Source organism: Rummeliibacillus pycnus (assembly GCF_002884495.1).
Classification (GTDB): Bacteria; Bacillota; Bacilli; order Bacillales_A; family Planococcaceae; genus Rummeliibacillus; species Rummeliibacillus pycnus.
The window spans coordinates 3,487,809-3,505,026 of record NZ_KZ614145.1; the positions used below are offsets into that span (position 1 = coordinate 3,487,809).

A 17,218-nucleotide genomic window follows, 5' to 3' on the forward strand; every position below is an offset into this window, starting at 1 on the left:
AGAAAGTGAGTGTTACTTATGAGTGTACTGCATATGATTCGTGAGATGGCTTTGTTATATCCACAACGTATTGCATATCAAGTTGATGATGAAACATTAACTTATGAAGATTTGTGGAGTCAATCTGATCTTGTAGCAGAATTTTTAGTACAAGGAGGATTGAATGATGCAGCACCAATTGCAGTTTACGGTCATATGTCGCCAAAGCAGATAATTGCCTTTTTAGGAGTAGTTAAGGCAGGACATCCTTACATTCCGTTAGATACTTCAATTCCAAATGAACGTATTCAGCATATTTTAGCTGCTTCGAATGCAGCTCTAATGTTAACAACAGAAAAAATTGATTTGGACCTTTCAGTACCTACTTATGATGTTAATGTCGTTTTAGAATCAAATCATTCAAAAACAATTTCTCAAAGTAACTGGGTAAAAGGAGAAGATGTATTTTATATTATTTACACATCTGGAAGTACAGGAAATCCAAAAGGTGTTCAAATTACAGCAGACAACTTAGAAGCATTTGTATTATGGCTGGAAGAAGAAGCACATCTGCAAGGTGGTGTATATCTTAACCAAGCACCATATTCATTTGATTTATCAGTTATGGATTTATATCCTGCTTTAACAAGAGGTCGCACATTATATGCACTGACAAAATCACAGATCAATCAACCAGCTATTCTTTTTGAAGCATTACAACAATCAAATGTTAATGTTTGGACTTCGACACCTTCATTTGTAAAAATTTGCATGATGAATCCACTTTGGAATGAAGAAATGATGCCTACAATCGAAAAGTTCCTATTTTGTGGTGAAGTATTACCACATGAACTTGCAAAAAATTTGCAGGCTAGATTCCCAAAAGCAAAGATTATTAATTTGTATGGTCCAACTGAAACAACTGTTGCTGTAACTGCTGTTGAAGTAACAAATAGTCTTCTGGATGCTTTTAATGTTCTACCAATTGCAAAGGCTGACGCTGATCGTTTAATTTTGCTTGATGAAGAGGGCGATATTGTAAGCGAAGGACAGAAAGGGCAATTAGTCATCACGGGTGCTACTGTAAGTAAAGGTTATCTTGGTGCGCCTGAGCAAACTGATAAAGTATTTAAACTTTGGCGCGATGAAAAAGTGTATTATACAGGTGATGTAGGTTATTACCAAAATGGTTACATCTTCTATTCAGGTCGTTCTGATTTCCAAGTGAAGCTTCATGGTTATCGACTAGAAATTGAGGAAATTGAGAAAAAGATTGAATCCTTACATGAAGTAAGTGGTTGTATTGTACAGCCAGTGAAGGTACAAGAAGAAGTAGTGTCTTTAACTGCATTCGTTGTGCTAACTCAAAAGACCGATGAAAAACCGTTCCAAACAACAAAACGTTTAAAAGGCGCATTATCTGAAGTTGTTCCAAGTTATATGGTACCAAAGAAATTTATATATGTAGATCAACTTCCTTTAAATGCAAATGGTAAAGTGGACCGTAAAAGATTGGCGGTAGAAGTAACGATATGATACCTTATGGTGATTTTACATTCTTCTTTATCATCGGTATTTTATTGATACCTACAATTATTTTAGGATTGAAAGGAAAGTCATCCAAAAAGTATAACATGTTTATTTCAGTGATCATCTTGGCGATTATTTTTAGTTCATCAGTCAAGAGTATACTATCATTGATACTTTTTACGATTTTCCAAATACTATTAATAAAAGGTTATCAAACGTATCGATTAAAGAACAATAACGGTACCGTTTTTGTAATTGCTGTATTGCTAGCAATTTTACCACTTGGATTGGTGAAGATCTTACCATTTTTAGGACTTCACCATCTCTTTGGATTTTTAGGTGTTTCGTATATTACATTTAAAGCTGTACAAATGATAATGGAAACACGGGATGGCATGCTTAAAAAGCCAATTTCGATCGTGGAGCTTATCTATTTCCTTTTATTTTTCCCATCGATTTCATCTGGTCCAATCGACCGATGGAGACGATTTGAAAAGGATTTAAATCATGTCCCAGATCGTGAAGAATATCGCGAGTTATTATTTAGTGGTATTAATAAAATTTTCCAAGGGTTCTTATATAAATTTATTATTGCATTTTTGATCTACAATAAGATTCTTTTGTATCTACCAAATCATACGTATAATTACTTAACACCTTTCGAAGGTCGACTTGCTGATATGTATTTTTATAGTCTTTACTTATTCTTTGATTTTGCTGGCTATAGTGCCTTTGCTATTGGTGTAAGTAAAATCATGGGCATTAAAACGCCAGAGAACTTTAATCTACCGTTCTTAAGTAAGAATATTAAAGATTTCTGGAATCGCTGGCATATGAGTTTATCATTCTGGTTCCGAGACTATGTGTATATGCGTTTTGTATTTTGGATGACGAAAAAAAAATGGATTAAAAATCGTTACACAGTTTCCTATATAGGATACTTTGTCTTATTCCTTTTAATGGGTGTATGGCATGGACTAGAATGGCATTTTATCGTGTATGGCTTGTATCATGCATTTCTTATTGTTTGCTTTGATAAGTTTGAAAGATGGAATAAAGTGCATAAATTCTGGCCAAAAAATAAATGGACAAATGTAATTTCAATTGTGATTACTTTCCACTTTATCTGTTTCGGTTTTTATATTTTTTCAGGCAAATTATTTAGTTAAAAGGGGTTTATTATAATGGAAAAACAAGATGTATTTAAAGTATTAGCTGCTGTGTGTGAAGATGATGTTATTTTGGAAAATCCAGATATTGAACTTTTTGAAGAAGGATTACTTGATTCATTTGGTACAATTACATTACTAGTAGAAATTGAAGAAAAATTAGGTATTAGTGTACCAATCACAGAATTCTCTCGCGAGGAGTGGAATACACCAAATCATATTGCGGAGAAATTAGTTGAATTAGCATGAAAAAGTATACTTTCCTTCCGCTAGCGATTGCGGTAGTGCTATTTTTCGCATTTTTATTTTTCCCTAATCGTTGGTTGAAAAGCTGGATTACGGATCAAAGAGTAGAAGAAGCAAAGATTGAGTTAAATCCACTTATGTTTCAGGGTGCATATTTGCAAAGTCAAATGCTAAAAGAAAAAAATACTTTGCCAATCTATGGTTCATCCGAGCTAGAACATTTTGATCCTTTTCATCCATATAATTACACCAAAGCAGCAAAAACACCCTATTCTACTTTTATGGTAGGACGTGGTGGAAGTCAAAGTATTACACATTTCTTGAATTTCGCTGAACAAGAGAAAAATTTAAAGGGGAAAAAGATTATATTTATTATTTCTCCACAATGGTTTACAGCTCAAGGAATGGATGATTTTCATTTTTCACCTAACTATTCAATGCTTCATGCTTATGATTTAGCTTTTAATCATGAGATGAATCCTAAGTTAAAAAAAGAAGCAATGCGCCGTTTACTACAATTTGATACGGTTAAGCGAGATCATCTGTTAGTGTCAATGTATAAATATGAACTAGCTAAAGGTAAAAAGCCATTACTAGGTCATGTTACAATGGCATTAGGTTATATAAATCGCTCACTTCTAGAAAAGAAAGATTTGTATTATTCTTTGATAAATGAAAAGAATAAAAAGTTACATGCAAAACCTTCTCTTATAAGAGATAAGACATTTGAACAACAAATACAAACTGCGGATGCATTTGGTAAAAAACGTATTACAAATAATAATTTAAATGTTAATGATAGATACTTTAATCGAAATATCGCACCTAGATATAAGCAGTTAAAAAACTTCAGAAAGAATGTTGATTATTCTAAATCACCAGAGTATGAAGATTTTAACCTTGTCATCGATGTGTTAAAAGACGCTGGTGCGAAACCGTTATTTATATCAATTCCTATGAATGGGAAATGGTATGATTATGCTGGCTATTCAAAAGAAAAACGCCAAGCATATTATCAAAAAGTACGTACAATTATTAAAGATGCAAACTATCCGTTAATCGATTACACATCACATGAATATGATCCTCATTTCCTTACCGATACAATTCATATTGGTTGGAAAGGATGGGTATATCTAGATCACGACATGGAACGTTATTGGAACGCAAAATAAAAGTATGAGTTAAAGCTGTAGATCAACTCGAATATTTTCGAGTTTAGCTACAGCTTTTTTTATTTTTCAAAAAATCGCCACAAATAATAGGCATATAATCATAACAATTACTGTAATATCATTATATTGGAAATTTTTTGTCCAAAATGTGAATGGATTGTTGACAAAGTGTACCTGATGATTGTATGATAATGACATAAAGTTGTCACATTTAAATGATGAAGTTAAGAGGGGGATGCTAAATGTATTACACTGATATTATTTTAATAGCGGCTGCTTGTATGAGCATTCCGTTGGTTTGTGCAATTTTCTTTGATGCATTTTACGCAGAGAAAAAAAATAAACCCTTTTCATTAAAACGTGTTTCTTTCTGGTATGCATTGCTTTTTGCAGTATCTTTCATCCCGTCTGTACTATTAATAACGAAATAAATATATACATTTTAATTTGGAGCCTTCTTAGTAGAAGGTTCTTTTTTTATGGATCGGTATTTTATTTTTATTTTGATTAAAAGATCTGTCTGAAAAATGTCTTTATGAAGTTTAATTTATTTACAATATAGGTGAAAAAGGAGTTTATAGGAATATTTTCAAGTAAAACAAATTTCATCAGTAACATATTTATCGAAGCATTTATTATAATAGAAGATATTCAAATTTTCTTCCAAAATTATTCCAAACAAAAATCAAAATGTGCTATAGTAAAAACGCTTTAAAATAAATGCTTTTATAGCACATTATTTTTGTTAAAAGGTAAAATAGTCTTTGTACGAAGTCATAACAAATATGGTATCGTAGAAATATAGAGGGAAATTATATAAAAGACAAGATTGTTAATGAAATTTAATGTTTTTTTGCAACTTATTGTTATATAATTTGTCCTGTTATGAAGAAAGAAAGAAATGAGTGACGAAGTTGTCTTATATACTTCAATATACACTCAATATGATGATTGTAATGATGATTGCAACACCATTCGTTGTGTATATGCACTATAAGTCACGAAGAAAACGTGATTTTGGCTTAGTAAATCGTTGGCATGAAGTTGGAATTATGACATTTTGGGTTTATCTAATCGGTTTATTTTATGAAACTATTGTGCCCAAAAATGGTGTCAGTCTACAATATGCAGAAATGCGAATTCATAATCATGAAGCACTTGGTATTAATTTTCACCTATTTCGTGTTTTTACAGATGTATATAATGCCATTCATTATTTAAACTTATGGCAACCGTTTTTCATTAACTTTCTTGGTAACATCGCAATCTTTATGCCGATTGGTTTTCTACTACCATTACTTTGGCGGAAGATGGAGAAGTTCTTCTTTGTTTTTTTTACTGGACTAGGATTGTCTTTGTTTATTGAGACAATGCAGCTTCCTCAATATAGAAGCACGGATGTAGACGATCTATGGTTGAATACTTTAGGAGCCATTTTAGGATTTATCGTCTATAAACAATTTGCTAAGCGAATTCCTAAACTAAAAGAGAAATTCAAGACTTTCGTTTAGGACGCGAATTTTTGGGGAAAATGTCATAAAGCAGTAAGGTAAGAAGGGGATACAACATGAATAACCAGAAGATAACACCTGAAGAACGAAAAAAGAATCATTTAATTAATCATTTAATGGAACTTGGCGTTTTTAAAATAAACGATAAACAACTTTACCAAGTACCATTGGAAGTATTGATGAAAGAATACAAAAAGCATACAAGCTAATAGGTTGCTACTATGTGGCAATCTTTTTCGGTATAAGTCAAGTGAAAAATAGAGTATAATCAAAAGATGTCGAATGCTACATAGTGCATTCAAATGATTGCTAAATTAAATAGATTGAATGAAATAGATAGGAGAATAAAATTATATGTGTGGATTTACAGGATTTATCGGTGAGGTTTCAAACCCTGACGTTGTGTTAGAGAATATGATGAACCAAATTATTCACCGTGGGCCAGACTCTGCAGGAGAATTTACAGATGGTCTAGCAGCACTTGGTTTCCGTCGATTAAGTATCATTGACTTAGCAAATGGTAGCCAACCACTGTATAACGAAGATCAATCCTTGGTATTAATCTTCAACGGTGAGATTTACAATTTTAAAGAAATTAGAAAAGATCTTATTGCGGCGGGGCACATTTTCAAAACAGATACAGATAGTGAAGTACTACTACATGGTTATGAAGAATACGGCACAAAATTAGTGCAAAAACTACGTGGTATGTTCGCGTTTGTTATTTGGGATCGTAATAAAAAACGCTTATTCGCAGCTCGTGACATGTTTGGTATTAAACCATTCTATTATGCACATATGAACGGAACTCTATTATTTGGATCCGAAATAAAAAGTTTCTTGCCACATCCACACTTCGAAAAAGTTCTTAATGAACAAGCGTTAAAACCTTACTTAACTTTCCAATTCCCAGTGTTAAAAGAAACTTTCTTCAAAGGTGTTTTCAAATTACCAGCAGCGCATTATTTAACATTTGAAAATGGTAAATTAGAAATTACTCGTTATTGGGAACCAAAATTCAACCCAGAAGAACGTCCACTTGATCAGATTGTGGAAGAAATCGATTCAACAGTTCGTGAATCAATTAAAGCTCACGAATTTTCAGATCCTGACGTACTAGTAGGATCATTCCTATCTTCTGGTGTCGATTCAAGTTATGTTGCATCTGTTTTAAAACCAGATAAAACATTTTCTGTAGGTTTCAGTGCAGAAAACTTCTCAGAAGTTGATAACGCCAAAGCATTATCAAAAGAACTAGGTATTGAAAATGTCAACGAAGTATTAGACCCTGAAGTATGCTTTAACAAACTCGATGAAATTCAATATATGATGGATGAACCACATTCAAACCCATCAATTGTTCCATTATATTTCCTTGCTGAACTTGCACGCAAACATGTAAAAGTAGTTCTTTCAGGTGAAGGTGCTGATGAATTATTCGGTGGTTATGCAGAATATGATGAACTTCCATCAATGCGCAAATATAAAAAAATACCACAATTTATCCGTCGTCCTATCGCAGAAGTAGCAAAAGCTCTACCTGAAATGCGTGGTAAACACTTCTTAATGCGTGGTGGTCTTCCAGTTGAACAAACGTTCATTGGACAAGCACATATCTTTGAAGAACATGAAGCAACGTCAATCTTAAACGATAAATATAATCATGCTCCAACTGTTGCAGATATTGTCATGCCAATTTACAAAAAGGCAGCGGGTCAAGACGATTTAACAAAAAAACAAATATTAGATTTAAATCTATGGTTAGTAGACGACATCTTATTAAAAGCAGATAAAATGAGTATGGCTCATTCCATTGAATTACGTGTACCATTCCTTGACCGTGAAGTAATGAAGGTTGCCTCTAAAGTTCCTTCTCATTATCGTGTGAATGAAAAAGATACAAAATATGCATTCCGTCAAGCTTCACAACGTGCATTACCAGATGAATGGGCACATCGTAAGAAAATTGGTTTCCCAGTACCAATCCGTTTATGGTTGAAAGAAGATAAATACTACAAACAAATTAAAGATACATTTGAATCACCTGAAGCAGCACAATTCTTTGACCAACAAGCAATTGTAAAGTTACTAACAGACCATTACGAAGGAAAAGCGAAAAATCAACGTAAAGTTTGGACAATTTACATGTTCTTAGTATGGTACAAAAAATATTTCGGCTAATCATTCCTTTAGCTTAAAAGGGGATTGTCAGCGGTGTTTAAGAGAAGTAAAATGCCTCGGCATTTGCTCCTCTTTTGCTTTATAATGCTTTTTTTAAGTATTTCAGGAGGCTGTTCTAGTATTCTACCTGCAAAAGAAGAGGAAATGGACGAAGGAATCAAGGTGCTAATTGTTGCTTTTGGAAGTAGGGAACCAATTCCTGATATGAAAGTTAGTGTACGTGATTTGAACACTGACAAACTAGTTACAACTGCAACAGGTGATTCTGAAGGAGAAGTTACGTTAAAAGGTTTACAGACAGGTCATCGTTATTTATTTGTTCCATCTTCTGAAGATGACATTAATGGTAAGCAAAAACCAAATGATGTAGCAAAGGTTGTAAATGTCAAGAAAGATACATCTTATGTCGTACTTGAAACATACTATCAAAAAGAAAATCAACGACTCGATGTACCTGTCATCTTACAAAAACCACAACTTCCACATGGTTGTGAAATTACTGCAATGACGGCTGCCTTTAACTACTATGGTCTAAACCTCAATAAAATGAGGATGGCGAAAAAATATCTACCAACAAAAGAAGTCATCGATAAAGATGGAAAAAGAATTGGTCCAGATCCAAATAAAGCTTATGCGGGTAATCCTGCAAATGAATTAACTGGTACATACGCCTTTGCCCCTGTTATTACAAAAACAGCCAAAAAAGTAGCACATGACTATAAAACCGATTTAAAAGTAACCAATCTTACAGGTGCAAGTGAAAAAAATATAATTGAAAAAGTCCAGCAGGGTATTCCTGTTATGATGTGGGTAACGCTTGATTTATCGAAGCCTAAGAAAAAAGAAGGATGGTATATTGAGAATACTAATAAGAAACCAAAAATGTATCTCAATTTACATGTTGTTGTTTTAACAGGCTATGAAGATAACAAAGTAATTGTAATGGACCCATTACATGGTTATGTTTCACATGATGCGACAAAATTCTTTTCTAGTTTCAAGGATATGGGGTCGCAAGCTATCGCAATTGAAAAGTAAATTAGGGATTATCGATCAAAATAAGACTTTATTTCGATAATAAAGATAAAATATGATACACTAGTGGCATTAAAATAAGTACAAATAAGTGAGATGATAATAAAATGGCAGATCAACCATTTTTACCAATATTAATCGGCTCAGATATGAATGCATATGGTATGGCACGTGCTTTTTATGAAGCATATGGCATCAAAGCAATTGTAGTTGGACGAGCACATTTAACAGCAACACAAAATAGTTCTATTCTACACTTCAAACAAGTTCCAAACTTAAAAGAAAATTTTGTAGAGGAAATGAAAAAATTAGCAAAAGAGTACGAACAAAAAGACTTACTACTAATGGGTTGTGGCGACGACTATGTTAAACTCATTATTAAAAATAAACCTGCTCTTGAACAATATTTCACAGTTCCTTATATTGATGAATCTTTAATGGACCGCATTTTACTAAAAGAAAACTTCTATAAAATGTGCGAAAAATATAACTTCAGTTACCCTAAAACAGATACTTGTACGTATGAAACATACGAAAACTTCCAGGTGAAATTTAACTACCCAATCATTATTAAAGCATCTAACTCTGTTGCATATTGGGCTTGTAAATTCCCTGGTAAGAAGAAAGTATTCGTAGCACATGATGAAGCTGAAAAAGATGCTATTTTAAAAGCAATTTATAGCTCTTCTTACAAAGACCACTTAATCATTCAAGAATTCATCCCTGGTGATGATTCATATATGCGCGTATTAAATGCATATGTTGCAACAGATGGTAAAGTGAAGCTAATGTGTTTAGGTAATCCAATCCTTGAAGAACATTCTCCAGAAGGTATTGGTAGTTATGCAGCAATTATAACAACATATGATAAAGACTTAATGGATCAAGTTCGATCCTTTTTAGAAGATATTGGTTTCACAGGTATAGCCAATTTTGATATGAAGTATGATTATCGTGATGGTAAATATAAACTATTTGAGATTAACCTACGTAATGGACGTAGTAGTTATTATGTAACGGCAGCAGGATATAATTTAATGAAGTATGTTGCAGATGATCGTATGTTACATTTACAACAAGATTTAACTTATGCAAATAACGAGCATTTATGGACGATCATTCCAAATGGTGTACTATTCAAATATGCACAAAATAATGAGTTAAAAGCAAAAGCTCGTCAATTAATCAAAGAAGGAAAAGTTACAAACTCTTTATTCTACAAAGAGGATATGAATTTTAAACGTTGGTACAAGCTAACATTAAATAGCTTAAATTACTACCGAAAATACAAAAAATATTTTAATAAAAAAGGTCTGTCTTAATATATGGAAAAGAAAGTACTTGGCATTATTGGAGGCGTAGGACCGCTAGCAACAATGTTACTTGGTGAAACAATTGTACGTAGGACGAAAGCATTTAGTGATCAGGAGCATATACATTTTATTATTGATAATGATACACGTATTCCTGATAGAACGGCCTATATACTGGACCATTCCAATCCAAATCCTTTACCAGTTATGGTTGAGGATGCAAATAAGCTTGCTAATGCGGGCGCAGATATAATTTGCATTCCTTGTAACACGGCGCATAAGTTTTACGATGATTTACAAGCAGGATCTCCAGTTCCTGTGTTGCATATGATTCGAGAAACAGCGAAAAAAGCACATCTATTAAATGCAAAACGTGTAGGAGTACTTGGTACAATTGGTACTCTGACATCCAATATGTATCAAGATGCTTTGATCGATGAAGGTATAGAGCCTGTTGTTCCAGATGAAGCAATGCAGCATGATCTTATGACAGTAATTTATGACTATGTAAAAGCAGGCAAGAAAATTTCTAAAGAGCAATGGCAACCAATTGAAACAGCTATGAAAAATGCAGGATGTGACCATATTATTTTAGGTTGTACAGAATTATCAGTCGTAAATCGTGAGTTAGCATTAGACGATACGTATATAGATGCATTGATTGTATTAGCTGAATGTGCAATTACTAATTGTGGTTATGAATTATTAGACTAATCATTGAAAGACCTGTCCTTTCTTTAAGGGACAGGTTTTTACATAATGAAAGTAATCTACTAAAACTGAGAGAAGGTGTGGGAAAATAATGTCATTCTTAAATTTACTGAATGAAGATTTACAAAAAAAGTGGACTTTCCCATCCACAATGCCAATTCAAGATCAAATGATTCCAGCATTATTAGATGGAAAAGACGTAGTAGCTGAATCCCCAACAGGGACTGGGAAAACGTTAGCCTATCTTTTACCGATTCTACAAAAAGTAGAAGGTACAAAAAAAGCAACGCAAGCATTAATTGTCGCTCCATCCCAAGAATTATGTATGCAAATAGTTGAAGTGATTCGTACATGGATTGCTGGTACAAATATTACTGTTGTTCCGCTAATTGGTGGAGCAAATCCACAACGTCAAATCGAAAAGTTAAAGAAGAAGCCAACCATTGCAGTTGGTACACCAGGACGACTAAATGAGCTAGTGAATGAGAAAAAATTAAAGCTTCACGAGTTAACGACAATTGTTTTAGACGAGGGCGATCAATTACTAAGCAGAGATTATCGTGTTATTGTAAAATCGTTTATTGATGGAGCAGACCATGATCGTCAAGTAGCAGTCGTTTCTGCAACTATAACTGATGAGATTGAGTTAGTAGCAAAACGTATGCTTCATGATCCTATACGTTTACAAGTGAAACTTGATGATACGTTATCAGGAGGAAAGGTTGTTCATTCCTTTATAAAACTTCAAGAACGAGATAAAACAGAATTTTTGCGTAAATTATCACATGTATCAGGTGTTAGAGGTCTTGCATTTATTAACAATTTAGATCAAGTATTAATGAAAAAATCGAAGCTTGAATTCCGTAATGCGCCAATAGTGGCACTACACTCGGAGATGAAAAAAGAAGAAAGAAAAGCTTCCTTAGATAGTTTTCGAAAAGGGGAAGCTCGTATTTTAATTGCAACGGATATAGCAGCAAGAGGCTTAGATATTGAAGGATTAACACATGTAATACACGTAGATGTTCCATATACAAAAGAACAATATGTCCATCGTTCTGGGCGTACAGGACGTGCTGGAGCAGATGGGGAGGTTATCACATTACTTTCTTATCATGAAGAACAAGCTTATCACAAACGTGTACGTGAATTATCCATTAAACCAGTTGAAAAAATATGGTCAAATGGGAAACTTATAGAAGGCCATGCAGAGATTAAACAAGTCCGAAAACTAAATAAGCCAAATGGTGAAATGCAAAAAACAACTAAAAAAAGAAATGAAAGTAGCTCATTTGGAAGTTCCTTCAAGGATTCTGGAGAGAAAAAGTATTTTGCAAAGAAATCTAAAAAAACGAATAAGAAACGAGGTAATTAAGGATGACATTTCAAGAAAAGTTAGAACAATTTGCCGAGTTAGCAGTAAAAGTTGGTGCTAATATTCAAAAAGGCCAAACGTTATTGATCAATACTACAACAGATACAGTTGAGTTCACGCGACTTGTTGTCAAAAAAGCATATGAAGCAGGAGCAGCTCGTGTAACAGTTAATTTCTCTGATGATGTAATTAATCGTGCTTTTTTTGATCATGCACCAGATGATGAATTTGCAAAATTCCCTCGTTGGATTAGTGAACAACGTGATGAACTCATTGAACGTAAAGGCGCATTACTATGGATTGATGCTGCAGACCCAGATAATTTAACAGGTGTACCTGTAGAAAAATTATCTGCTCACCAAAAGGCATCTGGAAAAGCTTTAGAAAATTACCGTGATGCTGTGATGAACGATAAAATTGCTTGGTCAATTATCGCTGTACCATCAAAAAAATGGGCTGCAAAAGTGTTCCCTAATTTGACAGAAAAAGAACAAGTGCCAGCATTATGGGAAGCTATCTTTAAAACAGTGCATATCGGTGAAGGATATGTCATTGATAACTGGGAACAACATTTGAAAAACTTAGATGCACGTGCTGATATTTTGAACAAAAAGCGCTATGCTAAGTTACATTACACAGCACCAGGAACAGATCTAACAATTGAACTACCTGACAAACATATCTGGTGTACAGGTGCTAGTCATACGCCTGAGGGTACTTCATTTGTTGCGAATATGCCGACAGAAGAAGTCTATACAATGCCTTCAAAATATGGTGTAAATGGTTATGTTTCAAATACAAAACCATTGGTATTCCAAGGCAATATTATTGATCAATTCAAAATTACTTTTGAAAATGGGAAAATTGTTAAAACTGAAGCTGGTGTAGGGGCAGAACTGTTACAAGAATTAACGAAGGCTGATGAAGGATCTCAATACCTTGGAGAAGTAGCATTAGTTCCACATGAGTCACCAATTTCAGCATCTAATATTTTATATTACAATACGCTATTCGATGAAAATGCATCAAACCATTTAGCAATTGGAGAAGCATACCCAACATGCTATGAAGGTGGCAGTATACTTACAAAAGAACAACTAGAAGAAAAAGGAATTAATACATCCATTACACATGAAGACTTTATGATAGGAAACGGTGTAATGGATATAGACGGAATTTTACCAGATGGTACAGTAGAACCGATTTTCCGCAAAGGTAGTTGGGCATTTTAAAAAAACTAAAACACCACTCATTTAATGAGTGGTGTTTTTTTATATACCTATTTAGTTTCATTTTATCCCTCATTAACAGGCAGTAATCCGAAAAAAGCCCGTAAAAGCCCGATTTGTTCGGTCCAACAGGATGTTGGATACTCAGTTGTTGCCACAGGACGTGGCGAAATTAAATGGAGTTCTTTTTCAGTGGGAAAAAGCCACCCAGAAGGAAGTTTCACTTTATAGGCGTTTTCTTTTTTTTGGCATCAATTGCTTTTATGATGATTGGATAAACTATTGGCGCTATTTTAATAGCAGCTTTGACAACTTTTCGTACTTGCATAAATTAGCACTCCATTCTAAATACTTTCTATGTCCTACAATAAAACAGCTCTAAAATAGTCTTACTAAGCTTTTAAGACTTTAACACCTTGAATAATGTTCCAAATGAAAACAGCAATAGATATTACTACTTCTACAATCACAAAAATAAACCAAGCAATTACTAGGAATGTACCAGCTCCAGAGGATTCGTTCATAATATTCGTCTCGTAACTAAAAGGATTTGATGCTATTGTAAAAATAAATAATATAATTCCCAAAACAGTAGGAATGATTAGCAATAGATGAGAGATAAAAGCACGTTTTGCATGGCCTTTTACATCTCGGTCCGTCGTTACAAAATAAACGATTAACGGTAAAATAAAACCGGCAAAAAATATACTGAAATAACAAAGGGAAGAAAGTATACGATTATTATCCAAGATTAACACCTCCATTTACTATACATACGCATAATAATGGAGCAAAGATTCATGCATACTTAATTTATTTTGGCTTTTTAATTCATTTTTTAAACATGTATTATAGTCAATTTCATCATGCAAAATCTATATTAAAATGCCGAATGGAGTGGAAAATGGAGAGTCCTCGAATATCATTCGCATTTTCTTGGTATGGTGCAAACTCGAGGAGGCTATTTCAATACCTTTAAACTGTTACAAATAAAGGTCCTATATAAACAAGAGAACGCTATTTATAAGGATCAACCTAATGAAAATCAAATGGCAACATTTAAAAAAACTATAATATGCTAGCAATAGATAACTTTACGAAAAGGTTTATTAAGAACGGCTTCATGCAAATTGTGGTATAGTTAAGTGTAGATATTTAATGAGAAGGGATCGTTAGAAATGATTGCAAAAACGCAAGAAGAAATAGATGCTTTAATGAAAGCTGGTCGTGCAATGGCTGAAATTCGCGACGCGATGAAAGCTGCTACAAAACCAGGTGTAACTACAAAAGAATTAGATGACCTAGCTGGTCGCCTATTTGAAGAAAAAGGTGCGGTATCAGGTCCTAAAGCAGAATATGATTTCCCAGGATATACTTGTATTAGTGTAAACGAACAAGTAGCACATGGTATTCCAAATCACCATAAATTAAAAGCTGGAGACTTAATTAATATTGATGTATCTGGTCATGTAGATGGATATTATGCTGATACAGGTATTTCATTTATCGTAGGAGACGTTGATTTACCAGAGGTTCAAAAAATCTGCGATGTTGCTCAAAGTGCATTTGATCGAGCAATGAAGAAAGTAAAAGCTGGTTCACGACTAAACCAAATTGGTAAAGCTGTAGAACGTGAAGCACGTGATCATGGCTTATCAGTAATCATGAACTTAACTGGGCATGGTGTAGGTCATTCACTACACGAAGAACCGCAGTATGTATTAAACTACTTCGATGCTTGGGAACGTACAATTCTTAAAGAAGGTATGGTTTTAGCTGTGGAGCCTTTCATCTCACAAAAAGCAGAGCATATCGTAGAAGCAGGGGATGGATGGACTTTCATCACTCCAGATAAATCACTAGTAGCACAACTTGAACATACAATTATTGTGACAAACGGTGAACCAATTATTACGACAAAAATTGACTAAAAAGCATTAGGAAAAAGTCCGCTTGTTGTGAAAGATAAATGATCATGAGCAAGGGATTTTTTCTAAAAGTTAAAGGGAGTGCCTTATAAAGAGCAACAAAACACTTTTAAGGCAGCTCCCTAAAGTCCTCTGATCTTATTCGGAGGGCTTTTGTTTTTTTATAAAGATAATACCTACCACTAATACACCGCTCAAGAAAAGAGCAGCTGTTGTTACAAGCAATTCTTCAAATCCATTTTTAAAAGCAATACCAATAAAAGCCCATATATATATGATAGGGAAAAGAATATCATCATAATGGAAACGCAGATGCAATGCAACCGCTGTTCCAAATGTGAGCATAATTACAGCCCATAGTGGGTCGCTAAGTCCCAATAAGCTCCAATGATTATGAGTAAAGAGAAAGGCGATATTCATAAAAGTTATTATACTAACCCAAGCAAGATACATTGAAATCGGTAAGCGTCCACCCCATGAACGATGCCAAGCAGGATATGTAAAATACAAACCTGTTAATGACAATAACATGAAAACAATCACAATAATGGACCATGTGAAATATTCATAATGCCAAAGATAAATCCATAACATATTAAAGATCGAACTAGCTACAAACAATAGTGCTTGTAATAAACTAATCTGAAATTTATTGCGGTGATTTTTCCATAAAAGATAAATCCAATAGGCCAAAATAATATAAATAATTACCCTAATAATATAAACATATCCTGCTGGACTAAAAAGGACAGTATAGCTGTTGGAGATTTCACTTGTTGTATGACCATTTAGTGGAATAATATTAGCAGTTGCACTAAATACAATCATTGCGATATAAAAAATTGTAAGTACTATTAGTCTGACCAATAAAATCTCCCCCCTTTATAATAGATTAAAGAAATCTAATCCATTGATCACAAGTTATTAAAATCTAAAATGGTTATTTAAAACGGTCATCTTTAAGTATACAATCGTTTCGCTTCAACAACAAATACCATTTTAGTGAACTTTGAAGTATTATGTTAATATGGAAGAAAAAAGGGAGTGAGTATAAGTGGAAAAACATATAGAAAATATGAATTTAGATAAACACTTAGATGGAAAAATTTCTTATAAAAAAGAACTGAAAAAATTACAATATGAAATGCTTAATATTCAGCAATTGCTTTTTAAACATAACATTGGCCTAATTATTGGATTTGAAGGTATGGATGCTGCAGGAAAGGGAGGAGCTATTAAACGTTTAATACAACGTTTAGACCCGCGTGGATATGTAGTACACCCAATAGCTGCACCAACTCAAGATGAATTAAAATACAACCACCTTTACCGTTTTTGGAAACGTCTTCCTGCACGAGGCCAAATTAGTATCTTCGATCGAACATGGTATGGAAGGGTTCTTGTAGAACGTATTGAAGGATTTGCTTCAGAGGAAGAATGGGGACGAGCTTACGAAGAAATAAACCAATTCGAAAAATTATTAACAGACGATCATTTTATCCTAATGAAATTTTGGATTCAGATTTCTAATGAGGAACAATTAAAACGATTTAAAGAACGTCAAGAAAATCCATATAAAAAGTGGAAACTTACTGATGAGGATTGGCGTAATCGTGAAAAATGGTCTTATTATGTTGAAGCAGCTAATGATATGTTCGACAAAACAGATAAGAAACATGCGCCTTGGATTTTAATTGAAGGAAATGATAAAGAATATGCTCGTATTCAGGTATTAAAGGAAACGATTAAACATGTAAAAAAAGAATGTGAGCAACTTGGCTTACAAGTTACGAATATTGATGAGACTTCAATACAAAAAGTATGAAGATAAAGGGC

The 17,218-nt window shown here is 33.6% G+C and carries 17 protein-coding genes; 15 read left to right on the forward strand and 2 right to left on the reverse strand.

Features of this window, described 5'->3' with window-relative positions; genetic code table 11:
• The first annotated feature begins 18 nt into the window (after positions 1 to 18).
• From dltA to CEF14_RS17100, 13 genes are all read left to right on the forward strand, one after another.
• A complete protein-coding gene (dltA, locus tag CEF14_RS17040; RefSeq protein WP_102693928.1) occupies positions 19 to 1,515 on the forward strand; it encodes a D-alanine--poly(phosphoribitol) ligase subunit DltA in 1,497 nt (498 codons plus the stop codon).
• The gene (gene dltB, locus CEF14_RS17045) at positions 1,512 to 2,678 is read left to right on the forward strand and encodes a D-alanyl-lipoteichoic acid biosynthesis protein DltB (RefSeq protein WP_102693929.1); all 1,167 of its coding nucleotides are present in this window, start codon (positions 1,512 to 1,514) and stop codon (positions 2,676 to 2,678) included. Before dltA ends, dltB begins: the two co-directional genes overlap by 4 nt.
• A 15-nt stretch (positions 2,679 to 2,693) precedes the next feature.
• Positions 2,694 to 2,927 carry a D-alanine--poly(phosphoribitol) ligase subunit 2 gene (dltC, locus tag CEF14_RS17050; protein WP_102693930.1) on the forward strand — a complete coding sequence of 78 codons (234 nt, stop codon included), beginning with the start codon at positions 2,694 to 2,696 and terminating at the stop codon, positions 2,925 to 2,927.
• Positions 2,924 to 4,099, forward strand: a complete 1,176-nt coding sequence (gene dltD / locus CEF14_RS17055; protein WP_102693931.1) for a D-alanyl-lipoteichoic acid biosynthesis protein DltD — start codon at positions 2,924 to 2,926, stop codon at positions 4,097 to 4,099. Before dltC ends, dltD begins: the two co-directional genes overlap by 4 nt.
• Positions 4,100 to 4,341: 242 nt before the next feature.
• Complete coding sequence (locus CEF14_RS17060) at positions 4,342 to 4,530, forward strand: hypothetical protein (protein WP_102693932.1); 189 nt, start codon at positions 4,342 to 4,344, stop codon at positions 4,528 to 4,530.
• Between the two features lie 483 nt (positions 4,531 to 5,013).
• Entirely contained in the window at positions 5,014 to 5,610 is a 597-nt protein-coding gene (locus CEF14_RS17065) for a VanZ family protein (RefSeq protein ID WP_102693933.1), read from the forward strand.
• Between the two features lie 56 nt (positions 5,611 to 5,666).
• Positions 5,667 to 5,819, forward strand: coding sequence for a Fur-regulated basic protein FbpA (locus tag CEF14_RS17070; RefSeq protein ID WP_102693934.1), 153 nt, complete (start codon positions 5,667 to 5,669; stop codon positions 5,817 to 5,819).
• A gap of 145 nt (positions 5,820 to 5,964) precedes the next feature.
• On the forward strand, positions 5,965 to 7,791 hold the full coding sequence (asnB, locus tag CEF14_RS17075) for an asparagine synthase (glutamine-hydrolyzing) (protein WP_102693935.1): 1,827 nt from the start codon (positions 5,965 to 5,967) through the stop codon (positions 7,789 to 7,791).
• 84 nt (positions 7,792 to 7,875) lie between these two features.
• Entirely contained in the window at positions 7,876 to 8,829 is a 954-nt protein-coding gene (locus CEF14_RS17080) for a C39 family peptidase (protein WP_170061538.1), read from the forward strand.
• 104 nt (positions 8,830 to 8,933) lie between these two features.
• Complete coding sequence (locus CEF14_RS17085) at positions 8,934 to 10,148, forward strand: carboxylate--amine ligase (protein ID WP_102693937.1); 1,215 nt, start codon at positions 8,934 to 8,936, stop codon at positions 10,146 to 10,148.
• A 3-nt stretch (positions 10,149 to 10,151) separates the two neighbouring features.
• Positions 10,152 to 10,853 (forward strand): cysteate racemase, encoded by a 702-nt coding sequence (gene cuyB, locus CEF14_RS17090; RefSeq protein WP_102693938.1) that lies wholly within the window; start codon positions 10,152 to 10,154, stop codon positions 10,851 to 10,853.
• 88 nt (positions 10,854 to 10,941) lie between these two features.
• On the forward strand, positions 10,942 to 12,225 hold the full coding sequence (locus CEF14_RS17095; protein ID WP_102693939.1) for a DEAD/DEAH box helicase: 1,284 nt from the start codon (positions 10,942 to 10,944) through the stop codon (positions 12,223 to 12,225).
• Between the two features lie 2 nt (positions 12,226 to 12,227).
• Positions 12,228 to 13,457 carry an aminopeptidase gene (locus CEF14_RS17100; protein WP_102693940.1) on the forward strand — a complete coding sequence of 410 codons (1,230 nt, stop codon included), beginning with the start codon at positions 12,228 to 12,230 and terminating at the stop codon, positions 13,455 to 13,457.
• 389 nt (positions 13,458 to 13,846) lie between these two features.
• Here the strand turns inward: CEF14_RS17100 and CEF14_RS17105 are convergent, their stop codons facing one another.
• Entirely contained in the window at positions 13,847 to 14,203 is a 357-nt protein-coding gene (locus tag CEF14_RS17105) for a magnetosome magnetite crystal formation protein family (protein ID WP_102693941.1), read from the reverse strand.
• A gap of 429 nt (positions 14,204 to 14,632) precedes the next feature.
• On the opposite strand from CEF14_RS17105, the gene map reads away from it, so the two are divergent.
• Entirely contained in the window at positions 14,633 to 15,385 is a 753-nt protein-coding gene (gene map, locus CEF14_RS17110; protein WP_102693942.1) for a type I methionyl aminopeptidase, read from the forward strand.
• A gap of 135 nt (positions 15,386 to 15,520) precedes the next feature.
• On the opposite strand, the gene CEF14_RS17115 is transcribed toward map, so the two are convergent.
• Positions 15,521 to 16,249, reverse strand: coding sequence for a tryptophan-rich sensory protein (locus tag CEF14_RS17115; protein ID WP_102693943.1), 729 nt, complete (start codon positions 16,247 to 16,249; stop codon positions 15,521 to 15,523).
• Between the two features lie 187 nt (positions 16,250 to 16,436).
• Between CEF14_RS17115 and CEF14_RS17120 the strand changes: the two genes are divergently transcribed.
• Positions 16,437 to 17,207, forward strand: a complete 771-nt coding sequence (locus CEF14_RS17120) for a polyphosphate kinase 2 family protein (RefSeq protein WP_211284631.1) — start codon at positions 16,437 to 16,439, stop codon at positions 17,205 to 17,207.
• Positions 17,208 to 17,218 lie beyond the last annotated feature (11 nt).

Excerpts from the sequence above, each read along its gene's own strand:
- dltA (WP_102693928.1), top strand. The coding sequence starts at position 19 with ATGAGTGTACTGCATATGATTCGTGAGATGGCTTTGTTATATCCACAA.
- dltB (WP_102693929.1), top strand. The coding sequence starts at position 1,512 with ATGATACCTTATGGTGATTTTACATTCTTCTTTATCATCGGTATTTTA.
- dltC (WP_102693930.1), top strand. The coding sequence starts at position 2,694 with ATGGAAAAACAAGATGTATTTAAAGTATTAGCTGCTGTGTGTGAAGAT.
- dltD (WP_102693931.1), top strand. The coding sequence starts at position 2,924 with ATGAAAAAGTATACTTTCCTTCCGCTAGCGATTGCGGTAGTGCTATTT.
- CEF14_RS17060 (WP_102693932.1), top strand. The coding sequence starts at position 4,342 with ATGTATTACACTGATATTATTTTAATAGCGGCTGCTTGTATGAGCATT.
- CEF14_RS17070 (WP_102693934.1), top strand. The coding sequence starts at position 5,667 with ATGAATAACCAGAAGATAACACCTGAAGAACGAAAAAAGAATCATTTA.
- asnB (WP_102693935.1), top strand. The coding sequence starts at position 5,965 with ATGTGTGGATTTACAGGATTTATCGGTGAGGTTTCAAACCCTGACGTT.
- CEF14_RS17080 (WP_170061538.1), top strand. The coding sequence starts at position 7,876 with ATGCTTTTTTTAAGTATTTCAGGAGGCTGTTCTAGTATTCTACCTGCA.
- CEF14_RS17085 (WP_102693937.1), top strand. The coding sequence starts at position 8,934 with ATGGCAGATCAACCATTTTTACCAATATTAATCGGCTCAGATATGAAT.
- cuyB (WP_102693938.1), top strand. The coding sequence starts at position 10,152 with ATGGAAAAGAAAGTACTTGGCATTATTGGAGGCGTAGGACCGCTAGCA.
- CEF14_RS17095 (WP_102693939.1), top strand. The coding sequence starts at position 10,942 with ATGTCATTCTTAAATTTACTGAATGAAGATTTACAAAAAAAGTGGACT.
- CEF14_RS17100 (WP_102693940.1), top strand. The coding sequence starts at position 12,228 with ATGACATTTCAAGAAAAGTTAGAACAATTTGCCGAGTTAGCAGTAAAA.
- map (WP_102693942.1), top strand. The coding sequence starts at position 14,633 with ATGATTGCAAAAACGCAAGAAGAAATAGATGCTTTAATGAAAGCTGGT.